This window comes from Halobellus sp. H-GB7 (assembly GCF_030848585.1).
Classification (GTDB): Archaea; Halobacteriota; Halobacteria; order Halobacteriales; family Haloferacaceae; genus Haloquadratum; species Haloquadratum inordinatus.
In genome coordinates, this window is the sequence record NZ_JAVDDW010000007.1 from 1 (window position 1) to 16,286 (window position 16,286).

18 protein-coding genes are annotated in these 16,286 nt (G+C 66.7%); 9 read left to right on the forward strand and 9 right to left on the reverse strand.

Annotation, left to right across the window (positions count from 1 at the left end; genetic code table 11):
• The coding region (locus RBH22_RS12000) for a transporter substrate-binding protein (protein WP_306677618.1) at window positions 1-709 on the reverse strand (709 nt) is incomplete at its 3' end.
• Between the two features lie 304 nt (window positions 710-1,013).
• Between RBH22_RS12000 and RBH22_RS12005 the strand changes: the two genes are divergently transcribed.
• The 3 genes from RBH22_RS12005 (at window position 1,014) to RBH22_RS12015 (ending at window position 3,624) form a co-directional block, all read left to right on the forward strand.
• A complete protein-coding gene (locus RBH22_RS12005) occupies window positions 1,014-2,060 on the forward strand; it encodes an aliphatic amidase (RefSeq protein WP_256546121.1) in 1,047 nt (348 codons plus the stop codon).
• Window positions 2,061-2,552: 492 nt separating this feature from the next.
• Window positions 2,553-3,284: a fumarylacetoacetate hydrolase family protein gene (locus RBH22_RS12010; protein ID WP_256546120.1), complete on the forward strand. Its 732-nt coding sequence runs from the start codon at window positions 2,553-2,555 to the stop codon at window positions 3,282-3,284.
• Window positions 3,285-3,354: 70 nt separating this feature from the next.
• Entirely contained in the window at window positions 3,355-3,624 is a 270-nt protein-coding gene (locus RBH22_RS12015; protein ID WP_256546119.1) for a hypothetical protein, read from the forward strand.
• Window positions 3,625-3,798: 174 nt separating this feature from the next.
• Here RBH22_RS12015 and RBH22_RS12020 read toward each other — a convergent pair whose 3' ends face one another.
• Window positions 3,799-4,419, reverse strand: a complete 621-nt coding sequence (locus tag RBH22_RS12020) for a transcription antitermination protein (protein ID WP_306677619.1) — start codon at window positions 4,417-4,419, stop codon at window positions 3,799-3,801.
• A gap of 116 nt (window positions 4,420-4,535) precedes the next feature.
• Here RBH22_RS12020 and RBH22_RS12025 point away from each other — a divergent pair, with 116 nt between their 5' ends.
• Entirely contained in the window at window positions 4,536-6,143 is a 1,608-nt protein-coding gene (locus RBH22_RS12025) for a stage II sporulation protein M (RefSeq protein WP_306677620.1), read from the forward strand.
• A 171-nt stretch (window positions 6,144-6,314) separates the two neighbouring features.
• Here RBH22_RS12025 and RBH22_RS12030 read toward each other — a convergent pair whose 3' ends face one another.
• Window positions 6,315-7,181, reverse strand: coding sequence for a sulfurtransferase (locus RBH22_RS12030; protein ID WP_256288550.1), 867 nt, complete (start codon window positions 7,179-7,181; stop codon window positions 6,315-6,317).
• A 253-nt stretch (window positions 7,182-7,434) separates the two neighbouring features.
• On the opposite strand from RBH22_RS12030, the gene RBH22_RS12035 reads away from it, so the two are divergent.
• Window positions 7,435-8,217 carry a sulfurtransferase gene (locus tag RBH22_RS12035; RefSeq protein WP_306677621.1) on the forward strand — a complete coding sequence of 261 codons (783 nt, stop codon included), beginning with the start codon at window positions 7,435-7,437 and terminating at the stop codon, window positions 8,215-8,217.
• 39 nt (window positions 8,218-8,256) lie between these two features.
• Window positions 8,257-9,081 carry a hypothetical protein gene (locus tag RBH22_RS12040; RefSeq protein WP_306677622.1) on the forward strand — a complete coding sequence of 275 codons (825 nt, stop codon included), beginning with the start codon at window positions 8,257-8,259 and terminating at the stop codon, window positions 9,079-9,081.
• 17 nt (window positions 9,082-9,098) lie between these two features.
• On the opposite strand, the gene hisB is transcribed toward RBH22_RS12040, so the two are convergent.
• Complete coding sequence (gene hisB, locus RBH22_RS12045; protein WP_121568758.1) at window positions 9,099-9,701, reverse strand: imidazoleglycerol-phosphate dehydratase HisB; 603 nt, start codon at window positions 9,699-9,701, stop codon at window positions 9,099-9,101.
• Between the two features lie 128 nt (window positions 9,702-9,829).
• Here hisB and hisG point away from each other — a divergent pair, with 128 nt between their 5' ends.
• Window positions 9,830-10,675 (forward strand): ATP phosphoribosyltransferase, encoded by an 846-nt coding sequence (gene hisG, locus RBH22_RS12050; protein ID WP_256288554.1) that lies wholly within the window; start codon window positions 9,830-9,832, stop codon window positions 10,673-10,675.
• 39 nt (window positions 10,676-10,714) lie between these two features.
• Here hisG and RBH22_RS12055 read toward each other — a convergent pair whose 3' ends face one another.
• On the reverse strand, window positions 10,715-11,089 hold the full coding sequence (locus RBH22_RS12055; protein WP_256546112.1) for a hypothetical protein: 375 nt from the start codon (window positions 11,087-11,089) through the stop codon (window positions 10,715-10,717).
• 33 nt (window positions 11,090-11,122) lie between these two features.
• Window positions 11,123-11,686 carry a TATA-box-binding protein gene (locus RBH22_RS12060; protein ID WP_121568755.1) on the reverse strand — a complete coding sequence of 188 codons (564 nt, stop codon included), beginning with the start codon at window positions 11,684-11,686 and terminating at the stop codon, window positions 11,123-11,125.
• A 176-nt stretch (window positions 11,687-11,862) separates the two neighbouring features.
• On the opposite strand from RBH22_RS12060, the gene RBH22_RS12065 reads away from it, so the two are divergent.
• Window positions 11,863-12,852 (forward strand): methyltransferase domain-containing protein, encoded by a 990-nt coding sequence (locus tag RBH22_RS12065; RefSeq protein ID WP_256546111.1) that lies wholly within the window; start codon window positions 11,863-11,865, stop codon window positions 12,850-12,852.
• A 26-nt stretch (window positions 12,853-12,878) separates the two neighbouring features.
• Here the strand turns inward: RBH22_RS12065 and RBH22_RS12070 are convergent, their stop codons facing one another.
• The 3 genes from RBH22_RS12070 to RBH22_RS12080 form a co-directional block, all read right to left on the reverse strand.
• Window positions 12,879-13,484: a protein sorting system archaetidylserine decarboxylase gene (locus RBH22_RS12070; RefSeq protein WP_256546110.1), complete on the reverse strand. Its 606-nt coding sequence runs from the start codon at window positions 13,482-13,484 to the stop codon at window positions 12,879-12,881.
• A 3-nt stretch (window positions 13,485-13,487) separates the two neighbouring features.
• Window positions 13,488-14,582, reverse strand: coding sequence for an AAA family ATPase (locus tag RBH22_RS12075; RefSeq protein ID WP_306677623.1), 1,095 nt, complete (start codon window positions 14,580-14,582; stop codon window positions 13,488-13,490).
• A gap of 67 nt (window positions 14,583-14,649) precedes the next feature.
• The gene (locus tag RBH22_RS12080) at window positions 14,650-15,195 is read right to left on the reverse strand and encodes an SHOCT domain-containing protein (protein ID WP_306677624.1); all 546 of its coding nucleotides are present in this window, start codon (window positions 15,193-15,195) and stop codon (window positions 14,650-14,652) included.
• Between the two features lie 88 nt (window positions 15,196-15,283).
• Here RBH22_RS12080 and rnz point away from each other — a divergent pair, with 88 nt between their 5' ends.
• Window positions 15,284-16,219 carry a ribonuclease Z gene (gene rnz / locus RBH22_RS12085; protein ID WP_256288899.1) on the forward strand — a complete coding sequence of 312 codons (936 nt, stop codon included), beginning with the start codon at window positions 15,284-15,286 and terminating at the stop codon, window positions 16,217-16,219.
• Window positions 16,220-16,286 lie beyond the last annotated feature (67 nt).

Consider the following 16,286-nt stretch of genomic DNA (forward strand, 5'->3'; position numbering starts at 1 on the left):
CCTGAACAAAGTCGTCGACGACGGCGTTGGTTGTGTGCGGCCACACGTAATCGGAGCCGATCAGGTAGAACGAACTAATATCGTACTCCTCCATCAGCCACGGGATATAGGGCTGAATCTGCTGCTTCGGTACGGCACCGTTGAAGAAGACCCACTCGAGACTCTCTTCGGGGATGTTGATCTCGCCGCTGAACCCTTCCGCACCTTCGATCTCGCGACAGACACCGCCCTCGTAGAGCGTCGGGTAGAAGAGCGGGACTTCGTTCTCCACGTAGATGTCGGTGATGGCGTTCCGCATCGCACTGGTGTACGCCCCGAACACGATGCTGCAACCGTCGCGGTTGATGAGCTGTCTCGACTTCTCGATCCCCGTCTGTGGCGCCGACGCCGTATCGGCCTTGACGAGTTCGATCTCGCGGCCGTTGATGCCGCCCGCGTCGTTGATCTGCTGGATCGCCAGTTCCGTGGAGTTCATCATCGGCCGGCCGATGACCTCCGTACTCCCACTCAACGCGTACAGCGCGCCCACGGTCAGTGGTTCGTCGCTCGCGCCCGAGTCCCCGTTACTCCCGCTATCGGAACTGCCGCCCGCGGAGCTGCCACCGGAACACCCGGCGAGGCCGGTGATCCCGGCCAACCCTGCCATCTTGAGTGCATTACGGCGACTGAGTTTGCGTCCGTAGTCTTCGATTGAACTTTCGTAGTCCATACCTAACCGAGGCCGGGTGATAAGTAAACAGATGTGTATTAGCGCAGTATTTGCAAACAGATGATTAAAATAAGTTAGAGTTAGTAGACAATTTTCCACCTAATATAGTTATAGGCAATAGAATCCGTAGTAATTGGGGCCTAAAGCCAAACAGGGGGTGCTAGAGGACTGCATATTGGGGTCTGGAAGCACTGGATTTCCAAACAGTACCTAAAGGAGTGCATACCAGTTCAATTGCTGGAACAATATGGCTATAATTTAAGAAAGAGTTAATAAACAGTCTAAACTTTGGATGATTGTATCGATGAGACACGGTGACATTTCGTCGTCCGGAGACGCGGTCGGTGTAGCGGTCCATCAGACCTCGGCCCCGAGCCCGGAGTCGAAAGAAGAAGTGCTCGAACAGTGTGAGAACATCGCGAACAAGATCGAGGGGATCAAAACCGGCGCCCCGGGCGTCGATCTCGTCATCTTCCCGGAGTACTCGACGCAGGGGATCACCTACGACGAGGAGCTGATGAACGAGCTCGCGACGGAGGTTCCCGGCCCCGAGACGGAGATATTCTCGCGGGCGTGCAAGGAGAACGACGTCTGGGGCGTCTTCTCGATCACCGGCGAAAAACACGAGGACCACCCCGAGCGCAACCCGTACAACACGCTGCTGTTGATCGATAACGAAGGTGAGATTCAGCAGAAGTACCGCAAGGTCATCCCGTGGACCCCGATCGAGGGCTGGACGTGCGGCGATCAGACGTACGTGACCGAGGGCCCGAAGGGTCTGAAGATCAGCCTCATCATTTGCGACGACGGCAACTACCCCGAGATCTGGCGCGACTGCGCGTACAAGGGTGCAGAGCTGATCGTCCGCTGCCAGGGGTACATGTACCCGGCCAACGATCAACAGGAGATCGTCGCGCGACACGCCGCGTGGGCGAACAACGCCTACGTAGCCGTCGCGAATCTTGCTGGCAGCGACGAGGTGTACTCGTTCTTCGGCAACTCGAATATCGTCGGCTTCGATGGCCGCGTGCTCGGGCAGTGCGGAGGCGAGGAGGACGTCTGGCAGTACGCCGAACTCTCCGTTCCGGAGATTCGCGACGCACGCGCGAACTGGCAGAGCCAGAACCACCTGTACAAACTGCTACACCGTGGTTACACCTCGACGGAGGCCGCCGGCCTCGGCGACGGCGAAGCAGCGAACCCGTTCCAGTTCTACGACGACTGGGTGAACAACCCCGAAAAGGCCAAAGAACAGATGGAGGGCATCACGCGCTCGACCACAGGCACGCCCGATGCACCGATCGAAGGCCTGTCGATCCCCGAACCGGAGGACCTCACCGCCGACGACTGATCGGTCCGTCCGTCGACGTCCGTTGTCCCGTGCAACGCGCGTCTGCATCCCAGTATCGACGTCCGTCATTCCGCAGTTTTTCTATTCGAGTGAGGCCCTGCGGCAGGGTCGTTTCGTGGATGCGCCCCTTCTGGGGCCACCAGTCTGTCACTGCCCGCGAACGGCCGATCAACACCTGAGAGCGGAGCACCGACTCTACTCTCTCCTTGCGGTGGATCGGCCGAGTGAGAGCGGACGCCGTCCGAGAGGTCACTAGCTGCGGGTGTTCGACGGCGACCACACCCCTGTAGCAGGTTCCCGACCCGGCTGGAACCGGAGAACGAACTCACTGCCGATGAGCTGACGGTCGCCCCACTCGTGCTCGACAGACAGCACGTCTACGGGCGGCGCGAACGGCGACACCTCCCCGCGCCGCTGCTCCCAGGAGTCTCTGCTCGCAGTTCAACAGACCACAGACAGTAGACCTTTGCTCCCGGTCGTCGACGTCCGCGTATGCGACTCGCACGGCTGCAAACTCCGGACGGAATCGTTCGCGGACGGTACGACGACGGCGTCGTCGTCGCCGACGATGGCGAATACGTCGTCGGACGCGACGGATCCCTCGTCGCGCCCTGCACCCCGTCGGCGCTGTACTGCGTCGGCCGGAACTACGCGGAAACTCTCGATCAGATGGACTACGAACGGCCCGAGGAGCCGGATTTCTTCATCAAGCCGCCCGCGTCGCTGCTCGGTCACGAGAGGTCGATCAGATACCCCGCGTGGACGGACGAACTCACCTACGCGGGCGAACTCGCCGCGGTCGTCGGCCGGCGGTGTCGCGACGTCGCGCCCGAGGACGTTTCGGACGTCGTTCGCGGGTACACCATCCTGAACGACGTCGACGCCCTCGATCAGGCGGGCCGAACCGCGCGGAAGGCGTTCGACGGGTCGGGTCCGCTGGGGCCGTGGATCGAGACGGACCTCGACCCGAGTGCGATCGAGATGGAGACGCAGATCAACGGCGAGGTCCGGCAGGACGCGAACACGGAGTTGATGCTGTTCGGCCCCGACGAGATCGTCTCGTTCCTCTCCGAACGGTTCACGCTCCGCCCCGGCGACGTCGTCGCGTTCGGCAGCCCGGCAAATCCCGGCCTCATCGAACCGGGCGACCGAATCGAGATCACCTACGAGGGCGTCGGAACGCTCCGAAACGACGTGATCGCGCCCGACGACGCATCGCGGTAGGCGTCGGTACGCCAACAGCTCTCGTGACAAGGGCTCAAAAGTAATGTGTCTGTGGCCGGAACCGTACGGTATGTCACGCGAACTCCTCCAGGAAGCGAGCGAGCGGCTCCGTGCCGCCGCCGAAGCCGCCGACAGTGACGTCCAGCGACGTATCTACGACCAGTCCGACGCGCTCGCGACGCTCGCCGTGCGCGAGGAGCAACCGGACCACGGCCGACTCGCTCGGCATATGAACGAACTCGCGGAACTGGCCGACGCGACCGACGGCGACGCCCACGACGCTGTCGTCGACGCTCGCTCGAAAGTCTCGACGTTCCGTGAGGGCGTCGAAGGCGTCTGACGCGCGGCAGACGAACGCGCCTATTCTTGGCTGTCTCAGTCCCGAACCCCTCCGTTTCGGGTGGAGATTGACACCGAATCACAGGGTCAAGCTGGGACGTCGGCATCGGCGTTGGGACCAGCGGCTGCTGCGCGCTCCGCCACCGTGCGGTCGACCACAGACGCTATGATCGTCCTAGCAAACGTTCTTCGGCTTGATTCCCATCGATTCGAGCGTCTCGACGTAGTCGTCGTAGGCCGCGTCGATCACGGCGTCGCCGGCGTCGCGTGCGGCGTCCCAGTCGTCGTTGCTCTCACAGACGTCGTCGAGGGCGTCGGCGACACGGTCGCGTTCGGCTTCGAGATCCGAACGAAGGCCGCGGAAGTCGTCGGCGGCCATCGGATCCGCGTCGCCGACGAAGAAGCCGACCATCTGGCCGACGTGTTCGAGCGTGACGAGGTAGCGACCGAGGAGGCCGCCGAGGCGATCAGGCGTCGATTCCAGTCCCGAAAGCGTCTCGTAGCGCTCCGGTAGGTCGTCGAGCGACGGGTCATCGACCACCGACGCGGCGTGCCCGCGAGCCGCGTCCGCGAGTTCGGAGTAAAGTGCGCCGATGTCGCCGTTTTCGGCCGTGCTCGCCGTCCATTCGTCGAGCACTGCCGCGAGTGCGAGCGCGTCGTCCGCGGCGGCCGCGCGGACCTGCTCGGCCGCCATTTCGCCGCCGGTGAGGGCGTACATCGCTTTCGAGGATCCCAGCCGGGAGAAGGCGGTCTCGTGGCCGTCGCGCAGTTCCGTCGCGAGGTCGCGTCCGTTCATACAGCACTGTTGGCCCGCAAATCGCTTGTAGCCATCGACACGTCGGGATAGCTGACACGTCTGCGCGCTGTCGGAGGCCCCGAACATCTATGTCTCGCGGCTGAGACGTTCGTGCCGTGAATCCCTCCTCAGCCCTCCGCACCGGCGGCCGGATGCTCTGGGAGCGTTCGGCGTCGGTCATCCCCGTGTACCTCCTGGTGAGCGGTCTGTACGGCGTCGCTCGCGTCCCGCTGCTCCTCGCTGCGCTTCTCGCTCTGTGGCTCGCCGCCAGCAGCGGACGGCTGCAGCCGTTCGTCGACGCGCTCCGCGACGCCGCCAGCGACTCGGCGCCGCCTGCGAGCGGTGACGGACCGGGGTCTGTCGACCTCGGCGCGGTCGATCCGGACCAACTCGGGCCGGATCTCGGCGACGCCGTCGCGAACCTCCTGACGCCCGATATCGTGGGGGTCGTCCTGCTCGGTGTGTTCCTCTCGATGCTCCTTTCGATCGCCGTTTCGGCTGTCGGCGGGGCGGCAGCGATCAGCACCGTCTTCGGCCTCCTGAAGGACGAGGACGGCGTCCTCGCCGCGGTCGAAGGCGCAGGGACGTACTGGCGCTCGTTCCTCGGCGTTCGCGTGCTCTTTTTGGCGGCGCTCGCGACCGTTCTCGTCCCGATCGGTGCCGCCGTCGTGTGGGCTGTCGGCTCGGTCGTCGGCGCCTCGGCGGGCGGCGTCGCGGCTTCCCCCTCTGCCTCGGCGGCCGCCGGTCCGTCTTCTGAGGCGTCAGTGCTCGCGCTCGCGGTCGTCGGGATCGGCTCGATCGTCGCGTTCGTCGCGGTTCTCGTCGTCTTCCTCCTCTTTGCGTTCGCCGAGCAAGCGGTCGTCGTCGACGACGTCGGCGCGGTCGCGGCCGTCCGACGCAGCGTTCGGTTCCCGTTCCGTCGCCCGACGGCGTTCCTCGGCTACGTCGTCGTCGCGTTCGGTGCCCTCGTTGTCACTGGTTCGGTCGCGGGCGTCGCGTCGGTCGCCGGTGCGACCCGCGTCACCGGTCTCGTGAGCGCCATCGTCGTCCCGCCGGTCCTCGACGGCTTCAAGACGTCGCTGTACGCGGAACGGCCGCTCCCGCCGACGCTAGAGGTGGCTCCTCCCGGCGACCGACTCCGATCGGCGTTCGTCGGCGGGCTCAGAGCTGTCGGGCGGTTCGTCGCTGACCACCCGCTCGCGAACGTCGCCTCGCTCGCTATCGTCCTCGCTGGCGGCGCAATCGGGTGGCGAGCGACGGCCTCCCTCGGCGTGTCGCTCCCCGTCGGTAGCGACGTGGGCAACGTCTTCGGCGCGTTCCCCGGCGGGACCTTCGTCAACCTGGCCGTGAACAACTGGCTGGTCGCCAGCGACGTGGCCTTCAGCGGCCTCGCAGCGGGCATTCCGGCGGTGGTGACGCTCGGGTTCAACGGACTCATCGTCGGCGCTGTCGGCGGCGTTTTCGATCCGATCGCCTTCCTCGCGCTGGTCGCGCCGCACGGGGTCGTCGAGATCCCCGCACTCGTCGTCGGCGGCGGTCTCGGCCTGTGGCTCGGCGGCGTCGGCCTCGGTGCTGCCCGGGCGCGACTCGTCGCCGGCGAGGTCGCATCGGCCATCCGTCGGACCTATCGGGTCCTCCTCGGCCTCGTGCCGCTTTTCGTCCTCGCGGCGTTCATCGAGGCGTTTCTCACGCCCGCGATCGCCAGCCTCGTGCTGACTGGGTGAACGCCGCCGCGCGCCGTCGCTCACGGGCGAGAAAGCGACGGGTGACTTTGGAGAAGCCAAATCGGAGGGCCGCAGTCAGCGGACGAGAAGAGAAGGTGTCAGAGGCACCGGGTCGCGTCGGTCTGTCGAGCGCCACGTGCTGCCGCCCGTGACGCCCCGACCGCGACGCGATTATTGAGCGTCGCCGGTCTCGATCGGCGCGCCGACGAGGTTGCCCCACTCCGTCCAGGAGCCGTCGTAGTTGACGACGTCGTCGTAGCCGAGCAGTTCGTGGAGCGCGAACCACGCGATCGAGGAGCGCTCGCCGATCCGGCAGTAGGCGACGGTCGTCTTCGACCCGTCGATGCCTTCCTCGGCGTAGAGTTCACGGAGTTCCTCGGCGGACTTGAACGTCCCGTCGGAGTTGACGGTCGCCGCCCAGGAGATGTTGCTCGCGCCGGGGACGTGGCCGCCGCGCTGAGCCGTCTCCTGCAGTCCCGGCGGTGCGAGGATGTCGCCGCGGAACTCCTCGGGCGAGCGGACGTCGACCAGCGGAAGTCCCTCGTCGACGGCGTGCTGGACGTCGTCGCGGTACGCGCGGATGGACTCGAACGGTCCCTTCGCGGTGTACTCGACGGGGGAGAACTCGGGCACCTCGTCGGTGACCGGGTAGTCGTTGTCGATCCAGTAGTCGCGGCCGCCATTCAGGAGGCGAACGTCGTCGTGGCCGTAGTACTTGAACTGCCAGTAGGTGTAGGCGGCGAACCAATTGGAGTTGTCGCCGTACAGCACTACGGTGGAGTCCTCGGAAATGCCGTGGCTGCCGAGGAGGTCGGCGAAGTCTTCCTTGTCGAGGATGTCGCGCGTGGTCTGATCCTGCAGTTGGCTCTCCCAGTTGAAGCCGATCGCACCGGGGGCGTGGCTGTCGTCGTACGCTTCCGTGTCCACGTCGACTTCCACCAGTCGATACGCGGGGTCGTCGCTCTGGAACTCGTCGAGGTGCTCCTCTACCCACTCGGGGGAGACGAGCACGTCTTTGGCGTAACCGTCGTCTGTCATTGCGTCCTTCTATACACCCCCATCCGGTATAATCCTCACAGCTACGGCGTGTACTGCCCATCCTCGCACTATCCAGAGAATCTTGCCGCATTAATGGATCGTGACAGGATTCGGGGGCGCGACGGCGTCCACACGACGACCTCACTCGTCTCGACGCCCGGATTAATGGGCAATATAATCCTCTTTCTCTGACAGCGGGCGAACCACGCCAACATCGGCCACGTTGAAGGGTGCTGCGCCGGTACTGGTAGCTATGTACGAGAACGTCGTCGTCTCGGCCGACTGGCTGGCGTCGCGACTCGACGAGGTGCGAGTGATAGACGTTCGGGACGCGTGGGAGTACGACGGCATCGGCCACGTTCCGGGCGCGGTGAGCGTGCCGTTCGAGACGTTCCGCAGCGAGGCGGGCGACGAGGGGATGCTTCCCGGCGCGGAGACGTGGGAGTCGCTGCTATCGGACGCCGGCGTCGGCCCGGACGACGACGTGGTCGCCTACGACGACACGCACGGCGTCTTCGCGGCGCGCTTTCTCGTGACTGCGGAACTGTACGGCCACCCGCCGGAGCGCCTCCACCTCCTCGACGGCGACTACAGCGCGTGGAACCGCGACCACGAGACGACCTCCGAGTCGCCGTCGCCGACGGCGACCTCGTATTCGGTTCGAGAACCCGAACACTCGCCGCTCGTCGACTACGAGACGGTTCGCGCGGCGCTCGACGACCCGAATACCGTCGTCGTCGACACCCGCGACCCCGAGGAGTACGCCGAGGGCCACCTCCCCGGCGCGGTCAACCTCGACTGGCGCGAACTCGTCGACGACGAGACGCGCGGGCTCAAGCCCGAGTCGGAACTCACGGACACCCTCGCGGACGTCGGCGTGACGCCCGACGCGCGCGTGATCCTCTACTGTAACACGGCCCGGCGAATCAGCCACACCTACGTCGTGTTGCGCTCGCTCGGCTACGCCGACGTGGGGTTCTACGAGGGCAGCCTGACCGAGTGGACCGAGCGCGGCGGTCCGCTGGAAACCGCGTAGGTCGAATGGTTTTATCAGCGCGCCCCGGGAGCATCAGGTATGCCGATGCGTCAGCTTCGCACCTGTGACTTCTGCGGCGACGACGCGGCGGGGGTCTACGAGGTCCTCCCGCCGGAACTGTCGCCGACCGAGGCCGAACAGCGACGGGTCGTCCTCTGTGCCGACTGCTTAGAGACGCTCGAAGGCGTGCTCGATCCGCTCCTCGCGCGTCTCGGTGTCGGCCGGAGCGACGAGGACGCCCCCGACCGCCCCGTGACTCCCGCGGCGTCGAGCGGCGCGCCCGACTCTCCGGAGTCGGCTCCGGCCCCGGATTCGCAGTCCCCTGCCGACGCCGCTGCTGCTGATACCGCCGCTGCCGACACTGCCGCTTCCGATTCGAGTGAGTCGACCGATAGCGACGCAGCGCCCGAGACGGAGGCGGGAACGGACAAAGAGACGGACACGGACACGGACGCGGACGCGGACACAGAATCAGCGACGGGGGCCGACCCCGATTCGGACGACGCTTCCTGGGAGGACGCCAGGTCGCCACCGCCGCTCGGCGAGAACGAGGAATCGGTGCCGTCGATGCCCGACGCCGCCAGCAACGGCACGGCAGAGGCTGACGCGTCATCCCCGCCGGAATCGTCGTCGGAGGCTCCCGAGCGCGCGTCGGAGTCGTCGACGACTGACGAGGAACCCGAGGAGTTCAGGACTGTGATGCGCCTGCTCGGCAATCGCGAGTTCCCGATCCCGCGGGCGGAGATCGTCGAACTGGCAGCGGGTGCGTACGATCTCGAGGAGTCGCACGTCGAACAGATTCTGGAGTACGCAGTCGACCGCGACCTCCTCGTGGACGACAGCGGGACGCTCCGGAAGGCCTGAAAACGGGGCGCTACTGCCTAGAGTTCGCCTTTGGTGCTCGGGGTGTCGCTCCGGCGCGGGTCGACCCGCGTGGCGTCGTCGAGCGAGCGCGCGAGCGCCTTGAACAGCGCTTCGACCTCGTGGTGAGCGTTGACGCCCTCGACCTCGGTGTGCAGCGTCAGTCCGGCGTTCATCGCCAGCGAGTACGCGAAGTGCCGCGCCATATCGCTCGTGAAGTCGCCGATCTGTGCCTGGGAGAAGTCCCCGTCGAAATCGAAGTGCGGCCGCCCGCTCACGTCGACGACGACGCCCGCGACTGCCTCGTCCAGCGGGACCTTCCGGTCGGCGTAGCGGACGATGCCGCGCTTGTCGCCGAGCGCCTCCGCGAAGGCTTCGCCGAGGACGATCGCGACGTCCTCGACGGTGTGGTGGTCGTCGATGTCGAGGTCGCCGTCGCAGTGGACGGTCAGATCGAACAGGCCGTGCTTCGCGAACGATTCGAGCATATGATCGAAGAAGCCGACGCCCGTGTCGACCGCGGCGTCGCCGTCGCCGTCGATCGTGAGCGTGAGGTCGATCGTCGTCTCCGAGGTCTCGCGGGAGACGGCCGCGGTGCGCTCCGTTCCGTCGTCGTCGCTCATACCGGCGAATCGACGCGCGCGCCTATCACCGTTGTGCCTCGCTCGCTCCTATGTCGCGCCCGCCGGGGTGCCGACTCGCCCCCGACAACGAGCGAAAGTGGTACGTCCCGGGCGCGCGACGCTCCGGTATGCGCATCGCCGTGCCCAACAAGGGCCGCCTGCACGAACCGAGCGTCGACCTCCTCGAACGCGCCGGTCTCCACATCGAGAGCGCCGCCGACCGGAAACTCTACGCCGACACCGTCGATCCCGACGTGAGCGTCCTGTTCGCCCGCGCGGCCGACATCCCGGAGTACGTCTCAGACGGGGCCGCTGCGGTCGGCATCACCGGCCGCGATCAGGCCGTCGAATCCGGGTGTGACCTCGTGGAACTCCTCGATCTCGAGTTCGGCCGCTGCCGACTCGTCCTCGCGGCGCCCGAGGACGGCGACATCTCCGATCCCGCCGACGTCGCGGGCAAGAGCGTCGCGACCGAGTTCCCGCGGATCACACAGCAGTACCTCGAGGAGGAGGGGATCGACGCCGACGTCGTCGAGGTGACGGGCGCGACGGAACTGACGCCGCACGTCGAGATGGCCGACGCCATCGTCGATATCACCTCGACGGGGACGACGCTGCGGATGAACCGCCTCGCGGTCGTCGACGAGGTGCTCGAATCGTCGGTGCGGCTGTACGCTCACCCGGACTACGCCGACGACTCGAAGGTCGAACAGCTCGTGACGGCCTTCGAATCTGTGCTCGCCGCGGAAGACAAGCGCTACGTGATGATGAACGCGCCGCGGGATCGCCTCGACGACGTCCGCGAGGTCATCCCGGGTCTCGGCGGTCCGACGGTGATGGACGTCGCGGGCGACGACACCGTCGCGGTCCACGTCGTCGTCGAGGAACACGACGTCTTCGAGGTCGTCAACGACCTGAAGGCCGTCGGGGCCTCGGGAATCCTCGTCACCGAGATTGAGCGACTCGTCGAGTGAGTTGAGAGCGGCGCGCGAGCGGACGGAAGGTTACACCGGCTACCCCGGCGCGCTCGTCAGGAGCGCCAGCACGCCGAAGATGATGGTCCCGAGGATGACGCTGACGACGAAGTGGATGAGCGTGATGTACGCCGACAGCCGCCGCGTCTGCTCGTAGAGCAGCGCGATCGCGACCCCATCGAGGACGAGCGCAGCCACGAGCCCCACGAAAGGATTCACCCCGAACGTCGTGACGAGGATGGCGACGACGGCGGGAACGGGACCGACGACGAACGCGTTGCGGACGGGGACGTCTCCGAGGACGTTGCGGGCGGCGATGTGTGCGGTGATCGACAGGAAGATCGCGAACGAGGCGAACGTTCCGGCGATCGCGATCGGACTCCCGGCAGCGGTGGATTGGATGGGCAGCAACATACAGAACGAATCGAGAGCGTCGAGAGCGCGACCTCAGTCCTCTAGCAGGCCGAGTTCGCTCAGCCGAGAGACGATGACGTCGACGGCCTCGCGGGCGTCGTCGGGCTCTTTGCCGCCGGTTATGACGAGCTTCCCCGATCCGAACAGCAGCGCGACTACCGCAGGCTCGTCGAGCCGGTAGACGAGCCCCGGGAACTGCTCGGGCTCGTATTCGATGTTCTCCAGCCCGAGCCCGATAGCGATGGCGTTGAGGTTGAGATTGCGACCGAGATCCGCGGAGGTGACGATGTTCTGAACGGTGATCTCGGGGTCGTCGTCGACGGGGATCTGCAGATCACGGAGCTTCTCGAAGACGATGTGGAGGCTCTCGTGAACGTCGTCGGTCGACTTCGCGCCGGTACAGACGATCTTGCCGGAACGGAAGATGAGCGCCGCAGACTTTGGCTCCTGGGTTCGGTACACGAGACCGGGAAACTGCTCGGGGTCGTAATCAGCACCTTCGAGGTCCATCGCCACGCTCTGGAGGTCGAGCTCCTGACCGATCCCGGTGGAGGCGACGACGTTCTCGATGTTGATGGTGTCCTTGGGGTCGCTCATTGACGACTTAAACGACGTATTTAAGGTTTAAAAAGGTTGGTGCGGGTGCTGACAGGCCGCAAGCACCGGACGGCGCGGCGTCTGGGCGGCCGCGAACCGCCGGGACCGCGCTTTTGGAATTCCTGGATTCGACGTGCAATCGCTACTATCATTGGCGGGCAGAGCGAGGGACGAGCGTGTACTGTCTGGAACTCGCGGGCGAGGCGGACGACGAGGCGTTCGCCGCCCTGGAGGCCGACCGCGCCGCTGCGTCGGCCGTCACGCGCGTCGCCCCGGGACTCGCCACCGCCCGCGGCGTCCGTCTCGACCGCGTGCCGACGCTCGCGTACACGCGCCGCGTCTCCGAACTCCTCGGCCGGACCGACGCGTCGGTGTCGAGTGCGGTCGCACTCCTCGAAGCGGCCTCGATTGAGCGGCGCGGCAGCGTCGCCGTGCGGGCGCGGAACGTCCGCGCGACGGCCGAGGTGAGCACCGCGACGGCCGAGCGCGAACTCGGTGGGGTGCTCGTCGACCGCGGCTTCTCGGTCGACCTCGACGACCCCGATCACGAACTCCGCGTCTGTTTCGCCGACGACGTCTGTCTCGTCGGCTGGATCGCCGCCGAGCGCGACGCGGCCTTCGGTTCGCGCGCGCCGACGGATCGGCCGTTCTTCCAGCCAGGGAGTATGGCCCCGATGGACGCCCGCGCGTACGTCAACCTCGCGGCCGGCCCGGCGCTCCCGGATGCGACGGTGCTCGATCCGATGTGTGGCACTGGCGGCCTGCTCATCGAAGCGGGGCTCGTCGGCGCGCGCGCCGTCGGCTCGGACGCCCAGCCAAAGATGGCACACGGCGCGGCCGAGAACCTCGACCACTACCTCTCTGAGACCGACTGGGGCGTCGTCCGCGGTGACGCCACTGCACTCCCGTTCGCCGACGACGCGGTCGACGCCGTCGTCTTCGACGCGCCCTACGGTCGCCAGTCGAAGATCGCCGGGCACGAACTCGCGGACCTCGTCGGCGGCGCGCTCGCTGAAGCGGCGCGCGTGGCCCCCGCGTGCGTCCTCGTCGCCGACCGATCCTGGGACGACGAGGCCCGCGAGGCTGGTTGGACCGTCGATGCGCACTTCGAGCGCCGCGTCCACCGGTCGCTGGTCCGACACGTCCACGTGTTACAGCGTGTGTGATCCGCCGCCGTCGGAGTCCGACCCGTCTACCGTTCTCGTGCTGCCAGAATAGACTCGCCGGCGCGGACGCTGTCGCCCTCCTCGACAAATAGATCTTCCCGGTCATAGGCGGGCGGCAAGAGGACGTCCGCGCGCGATCCGAAGTCGATGTGGCCGATCCGCTGTGCGCGCTCGAGGTCGTCGCCGGCGGCGACGTACGGGTGGATGCGCCGCGCGAACGCACCGGCGATAAGCGAGAGTTCCGCAGGCCCCTCGTCGGTCGCGACGTCGACGTCGACGCGCTCGTTGCGCTCTGACTCCTTCGAGAACGCCGGTCGGTGTGCGCCCGGACGGTGGGTGACGCGCTCGACGTGCCCGTCGAACGGCGCGCGGTTCACGTGCACGTCGGTGACGTTCATAAACACGCCCACGCGGAGCTGATCGCCCTCCTCGCGCACGACCGAGACGTGGCCGTCGGCGGGCGAGACGACGCCCGGACCCGAGGGCTGGCGATCGGGATCACGGAAGAACCACGCGACGAAGCCGCCGGCGGCGAGCGCGACGACGGCCAGCGGGAACGCGAACGGCGCGAGTACTGCGGCTGCGGCGAACGCGGGAACTGCAAATCGACGAGCGCCCGGAGCGAAGCGCATCGCTCAGGCCAGCGCCTCCTCGTCGAGTTCCGACTGGCCGCCGGCCCACGCCGCCAGGAGATGGGTGATGTGGAGGCGGCCGTCGTTGCCCTCTGCGAGGTCGAGATCGACGCGTCCGGCGAGCCGGTGGAGTCGCACGAGGTTCGCCTCGCCGAACTCCTCGGGGTAGGTGTCGGCGACGCGAAGCAGTTCCGAGAGGAGTTCCTGGCCGCCGAAGCCCTCGTCGTCCAGCAGCGACGTCACTTGCTTGCGAGCGTCGGTGATCTCGCCCGTGGCTGCGGCGTCGAGGACGGCCTTCAGCGCGTCGTCGTGGCCGGCCTCCGAGAGCGCCGTCTGTGCCGCGTCGACGGTGATCTCGTCGTCGCCCTCGATCGCAGCGTGCTGGGCGGCGAGTACGGCGTAGCGGAGGTCGCCGTCGGCCTTCGAGGCGATGAGGTTCAGCGCCATCGGCTCGGCGTCGACCTCCTCGGCGTCGGCGATATCGACGAGTACGGCTTCGATCTCGTCGGTGGTCGGCGCGCGTACGGGAACGGGGAAACACCGCGAGCGGATCGGCGGGATGAGCTTCGAGGGCTGCCGCGTCGTGATCACGAACTGGGTGCTCTCGTGGTACTGCTCCATCACGCGGCGTAAGGCCTGCTGGAAGTCCTCGCGGATGGTCTCGGCGTTGTCGAGGAGCACTGTCTTGTACGTTCCCGAGGCGGGCTTGTACGACGCGAGCTCCTGCATCACGTGCGAGATCATATCGCGCTTGGACCACTCGCGTTTGTACTTGTTCCCCTTGCCGCCGCGCCGGTACTGTTTCGAGAACGCCGTCTGTCCCTGCAGGAAGCGTTCGAAGCGCGGATCTTCGCGGATCTCCTTTTTGCTTCGGCTGAAGAAGTCCGCGACGTTGATTTCGACGAGGTCGGCGTCGGGATCCTCGTGCGCCTCGCGGGCGAGCGCGCGGACGGCAGCGGTCTTCCCCACGCCCGGCGGGCCTTGCACGACGAGGTTCATCGGTTCGTCGACGGTGCGTGCGAGTCGCTCTCGGACCTCCTGCTGTGGCAGATCCGAGAGCGAGGGCGCGTGCTTCTCCGTCCACAGGGGCGCGTCCATCGACGGCGAGTAGTCGGCGGGGGGCTAAGAAACTCTCCCTCCGCGGCCGCTACACGCTCGGTGGCCGTTACGGGGCGCGCTCGGTTTCGGGGTCGTTGCGTTCCCGTTCGCGAGTGTCGCCGCGCTGGCCCTCATCGTACTCCTGTCCCCGCTCTTGCGCTCTCCCCTGCTCGATGCGTTCGCGGGCGTTCTCGGGGGTGTCCGTCTCCAAGAGGACTTCGAGCTTCCGCTCGAACTGGTCCTCGGAGAGGTCACCACGCGCGTAGCGGTCACGAAGCCGGTCGAGCGCGGCGTCGACGCCTCCGTCGGCGCCGTTCCACTGGTCACCTCCCACTGTACCGTCTGACCGTTCGACCCGAGGAGTACGCGCCGTCGACGAATCGGTCTCTGCTTCGGCGCGTTGTCTCCTGCGAGCGAGTGAGACCAGCGGAACGACGACCGCGTAGCCGACGACGAAGACGAGCCAGAAGTCGACCGCGGCGAGCAGCGGGACGCCGAAGAGCGATCCGAGCCCGGCTCCGAGGACCACGAGCGCGGTGGCGGCGACGACGGGGTCGTCCGAGTCGGCGGGATCGAAGCCCACTCGGTCCAGTCGGTCTCGGCGATCGTCCATACCCGTCGGTTCGGGAGGACGACCAAAAAGATACGCCGCACCGATATGATCCGACACGGGTTTACCCCGTCGCCTCCCAGAACCGGATATATCGATGCGCGTGACATTTCTCGGGACGGGTGGGGCCGTACCGACGACCGAGCGGGGGCCGAGTGCGTTCCTCCTCGAACGGGAGGGGGAACGGCTCCTGTTCGACTGCGGGGAGGGCACCCAGCGGCAGATGATGCGGTTCGGGACCGGATTCTCGGTCTCGCACGTGTTCGTCACGCACCTCCACGGCGATCACGTCCTCGGCATTCCGGGGCTGATCCAGACGCTCGACTTCAACGACCGCGAGGAGCCGATCGCCATCCACGGTCCACCGGGCTCGAAGGGCCACCTCGAACGCCTCGTCGAAGCCGGCGGCTATCGACCGAGTTTCCCCGTCACGGTCCACGAATCCCGTCCCGGCGGCGTCGCGCTCGACGCCGAGGACTACGAGGTTCGAACCTTCGCTACCGAACACCGGGGCGCGAGTTCGATCGGCTACGCGCTCGTCGAGGACGACCGCCGCGGTCGTTTCGACCGCGAGAAGGCCGAGGAACTGGGCGTTCCCGTCGGTCCGAAGTTCAGCCAACTCCACGACGGCGACTCCGTCGAACTCGACGACGGGACGGTCATCTCTCCCGAGCAGGTCGTCGGCGACCCCCGTCCTGGACGGAGCTTCGTCTACACGGGCGACACTCGCCCGGTCGACGCCACCGTCGAAGTCGTCGACGAGCCCGACCTGCTCGTCCACGACGCCACCTTCGCGACGGAGTGGGCCGACCGCGCGCGTCAGACGGGCCACTCGACCGCCCGCGAGGCCGCCGAGGTCGCCAACCGCACCGGTGCGAAGCGGCTCGCGCTCACGCACATCTCCTCGCGGTACGCCGGCGACGCCTCGCCGATCGAACGCGAGGCGAAACAGACGTTCTCCGGCGATCGAGCGTTCGTCCCCGACGACGGACAGAAAGTCGAGATTCCGTATCCAGACGACGAGTGAGCGACGGCTCGTCGTGATCGGATCTGGTTTGCGAACAGCCGGCCACGAGTGTTCCCGCGCGGGGAGG

What these genes read in the sequence shown, in the direction of transcription:
- RBH22_RS12075 (WP_306677623.1), bottom strand. Translation starts at nt 14,582, where the DNA reads ATGGACGCGCCCCTGTGGACGGAGAAGCACGCGCCCTCGCTCTCGGAT.
- hisG (WP_256288554.1), top strand. Translation starts at nt 9,830, where the DNA reads ATGCGCATCGCCGTGCCCAACAAGGGCCGCCTGCACGAACCGAGCGTC.
- RBH22_RS12070 (WP_256546110.1), bottom strand. Translation starts at nt 13,484, where the DNA reads ATGCGCTTCGCTCCGGGCGCTCGTCGATTTGCAGTTCCCGCGTTCGCC.
- RBH22_RS12035 (WP_306677621.1), top strand. Translation starts at nt 7,435, where the DNA reads ATGTACGAGAACGTCGTCGTCTCGGCCGACTGGCTGGCGTCGCGACTC.
- RBH22_RS12005 (WP_256546121.1), top strand. Translation starts at nt 1,014, where the DNA reads ATGAGACACGGTGACATTTCGTCGTCCGGAGACGCGGTCGGTGTAGCG.
- hisB (WP_121568758.1), bottom strand. Translation starts at nt 9,701, where the DNA reads ATGAGCGACGACGACGGAACGGAGCGCACCGCGGCCGTCTCCCGCGAG.
- RBH22_RS12040 (WP_306677622.1), top strand. Translation starts at nt 8,257, where the DNA reads ATGCCGATGCGTCAGCTTCGCACCTGTGACTTCTGCGGCGACGACGCG.
- RBH22_RS12010 (WP_256546120.1), top strand. Translation starts at nt 2,553, where the DNA reads ATGCGACTCGCACGGCTGCAAACTCCGGACGGAATCGTTCGCGGACGG.
- RBH22_RS12080 (WP_306677624.1), bottom strand. Translation starts at nt 15,195, where the DNA reads ATGGACGATCGCCGAGACCGACTGGACCGAGTGGGCTTCGATCCCGCC.
- RBH22_RS12020 (WP_306677619.1), bottom strand. Translation starts at nt 4,419, where the DNA reads ATGAACGGACGCGACCTCGCGACGGAACTGCGCGACGGCCACGAGACC.
- RBH22_RS12030 (WP_256288550.1), bottom strand. Translation starts at nt 7,181, where the DNA reads ATGACAGACGACGGTTACGCCAAAGACGTGCTCGTCTCCCCCGAGTGG.
- RBH22_RS12055 (WP_256546112.1), bottom strand. Translation starts at nt 11,089, where the DNA reads ATGTTGCTGCCCATCCAATCCACCGCTGCCGGGAGTCCGATCGCGATC.
- RBH22_RS12015 (WP_256546119.1), top strand. Translation starts at nt 3,355, where the DNA reads ATGTCACGCGAACTCCTCCAGGAAGCGAGCGAGCGGCTCCGTGCCGCC.
- RBH22_RS12060 (WP_121568755.1), bottom strand. Translation starts at nt 11,686, where the DNA reads ATGAGCGACCCCAAGGACACCATCAACATCGAGAACGTCGTCGCCTCC.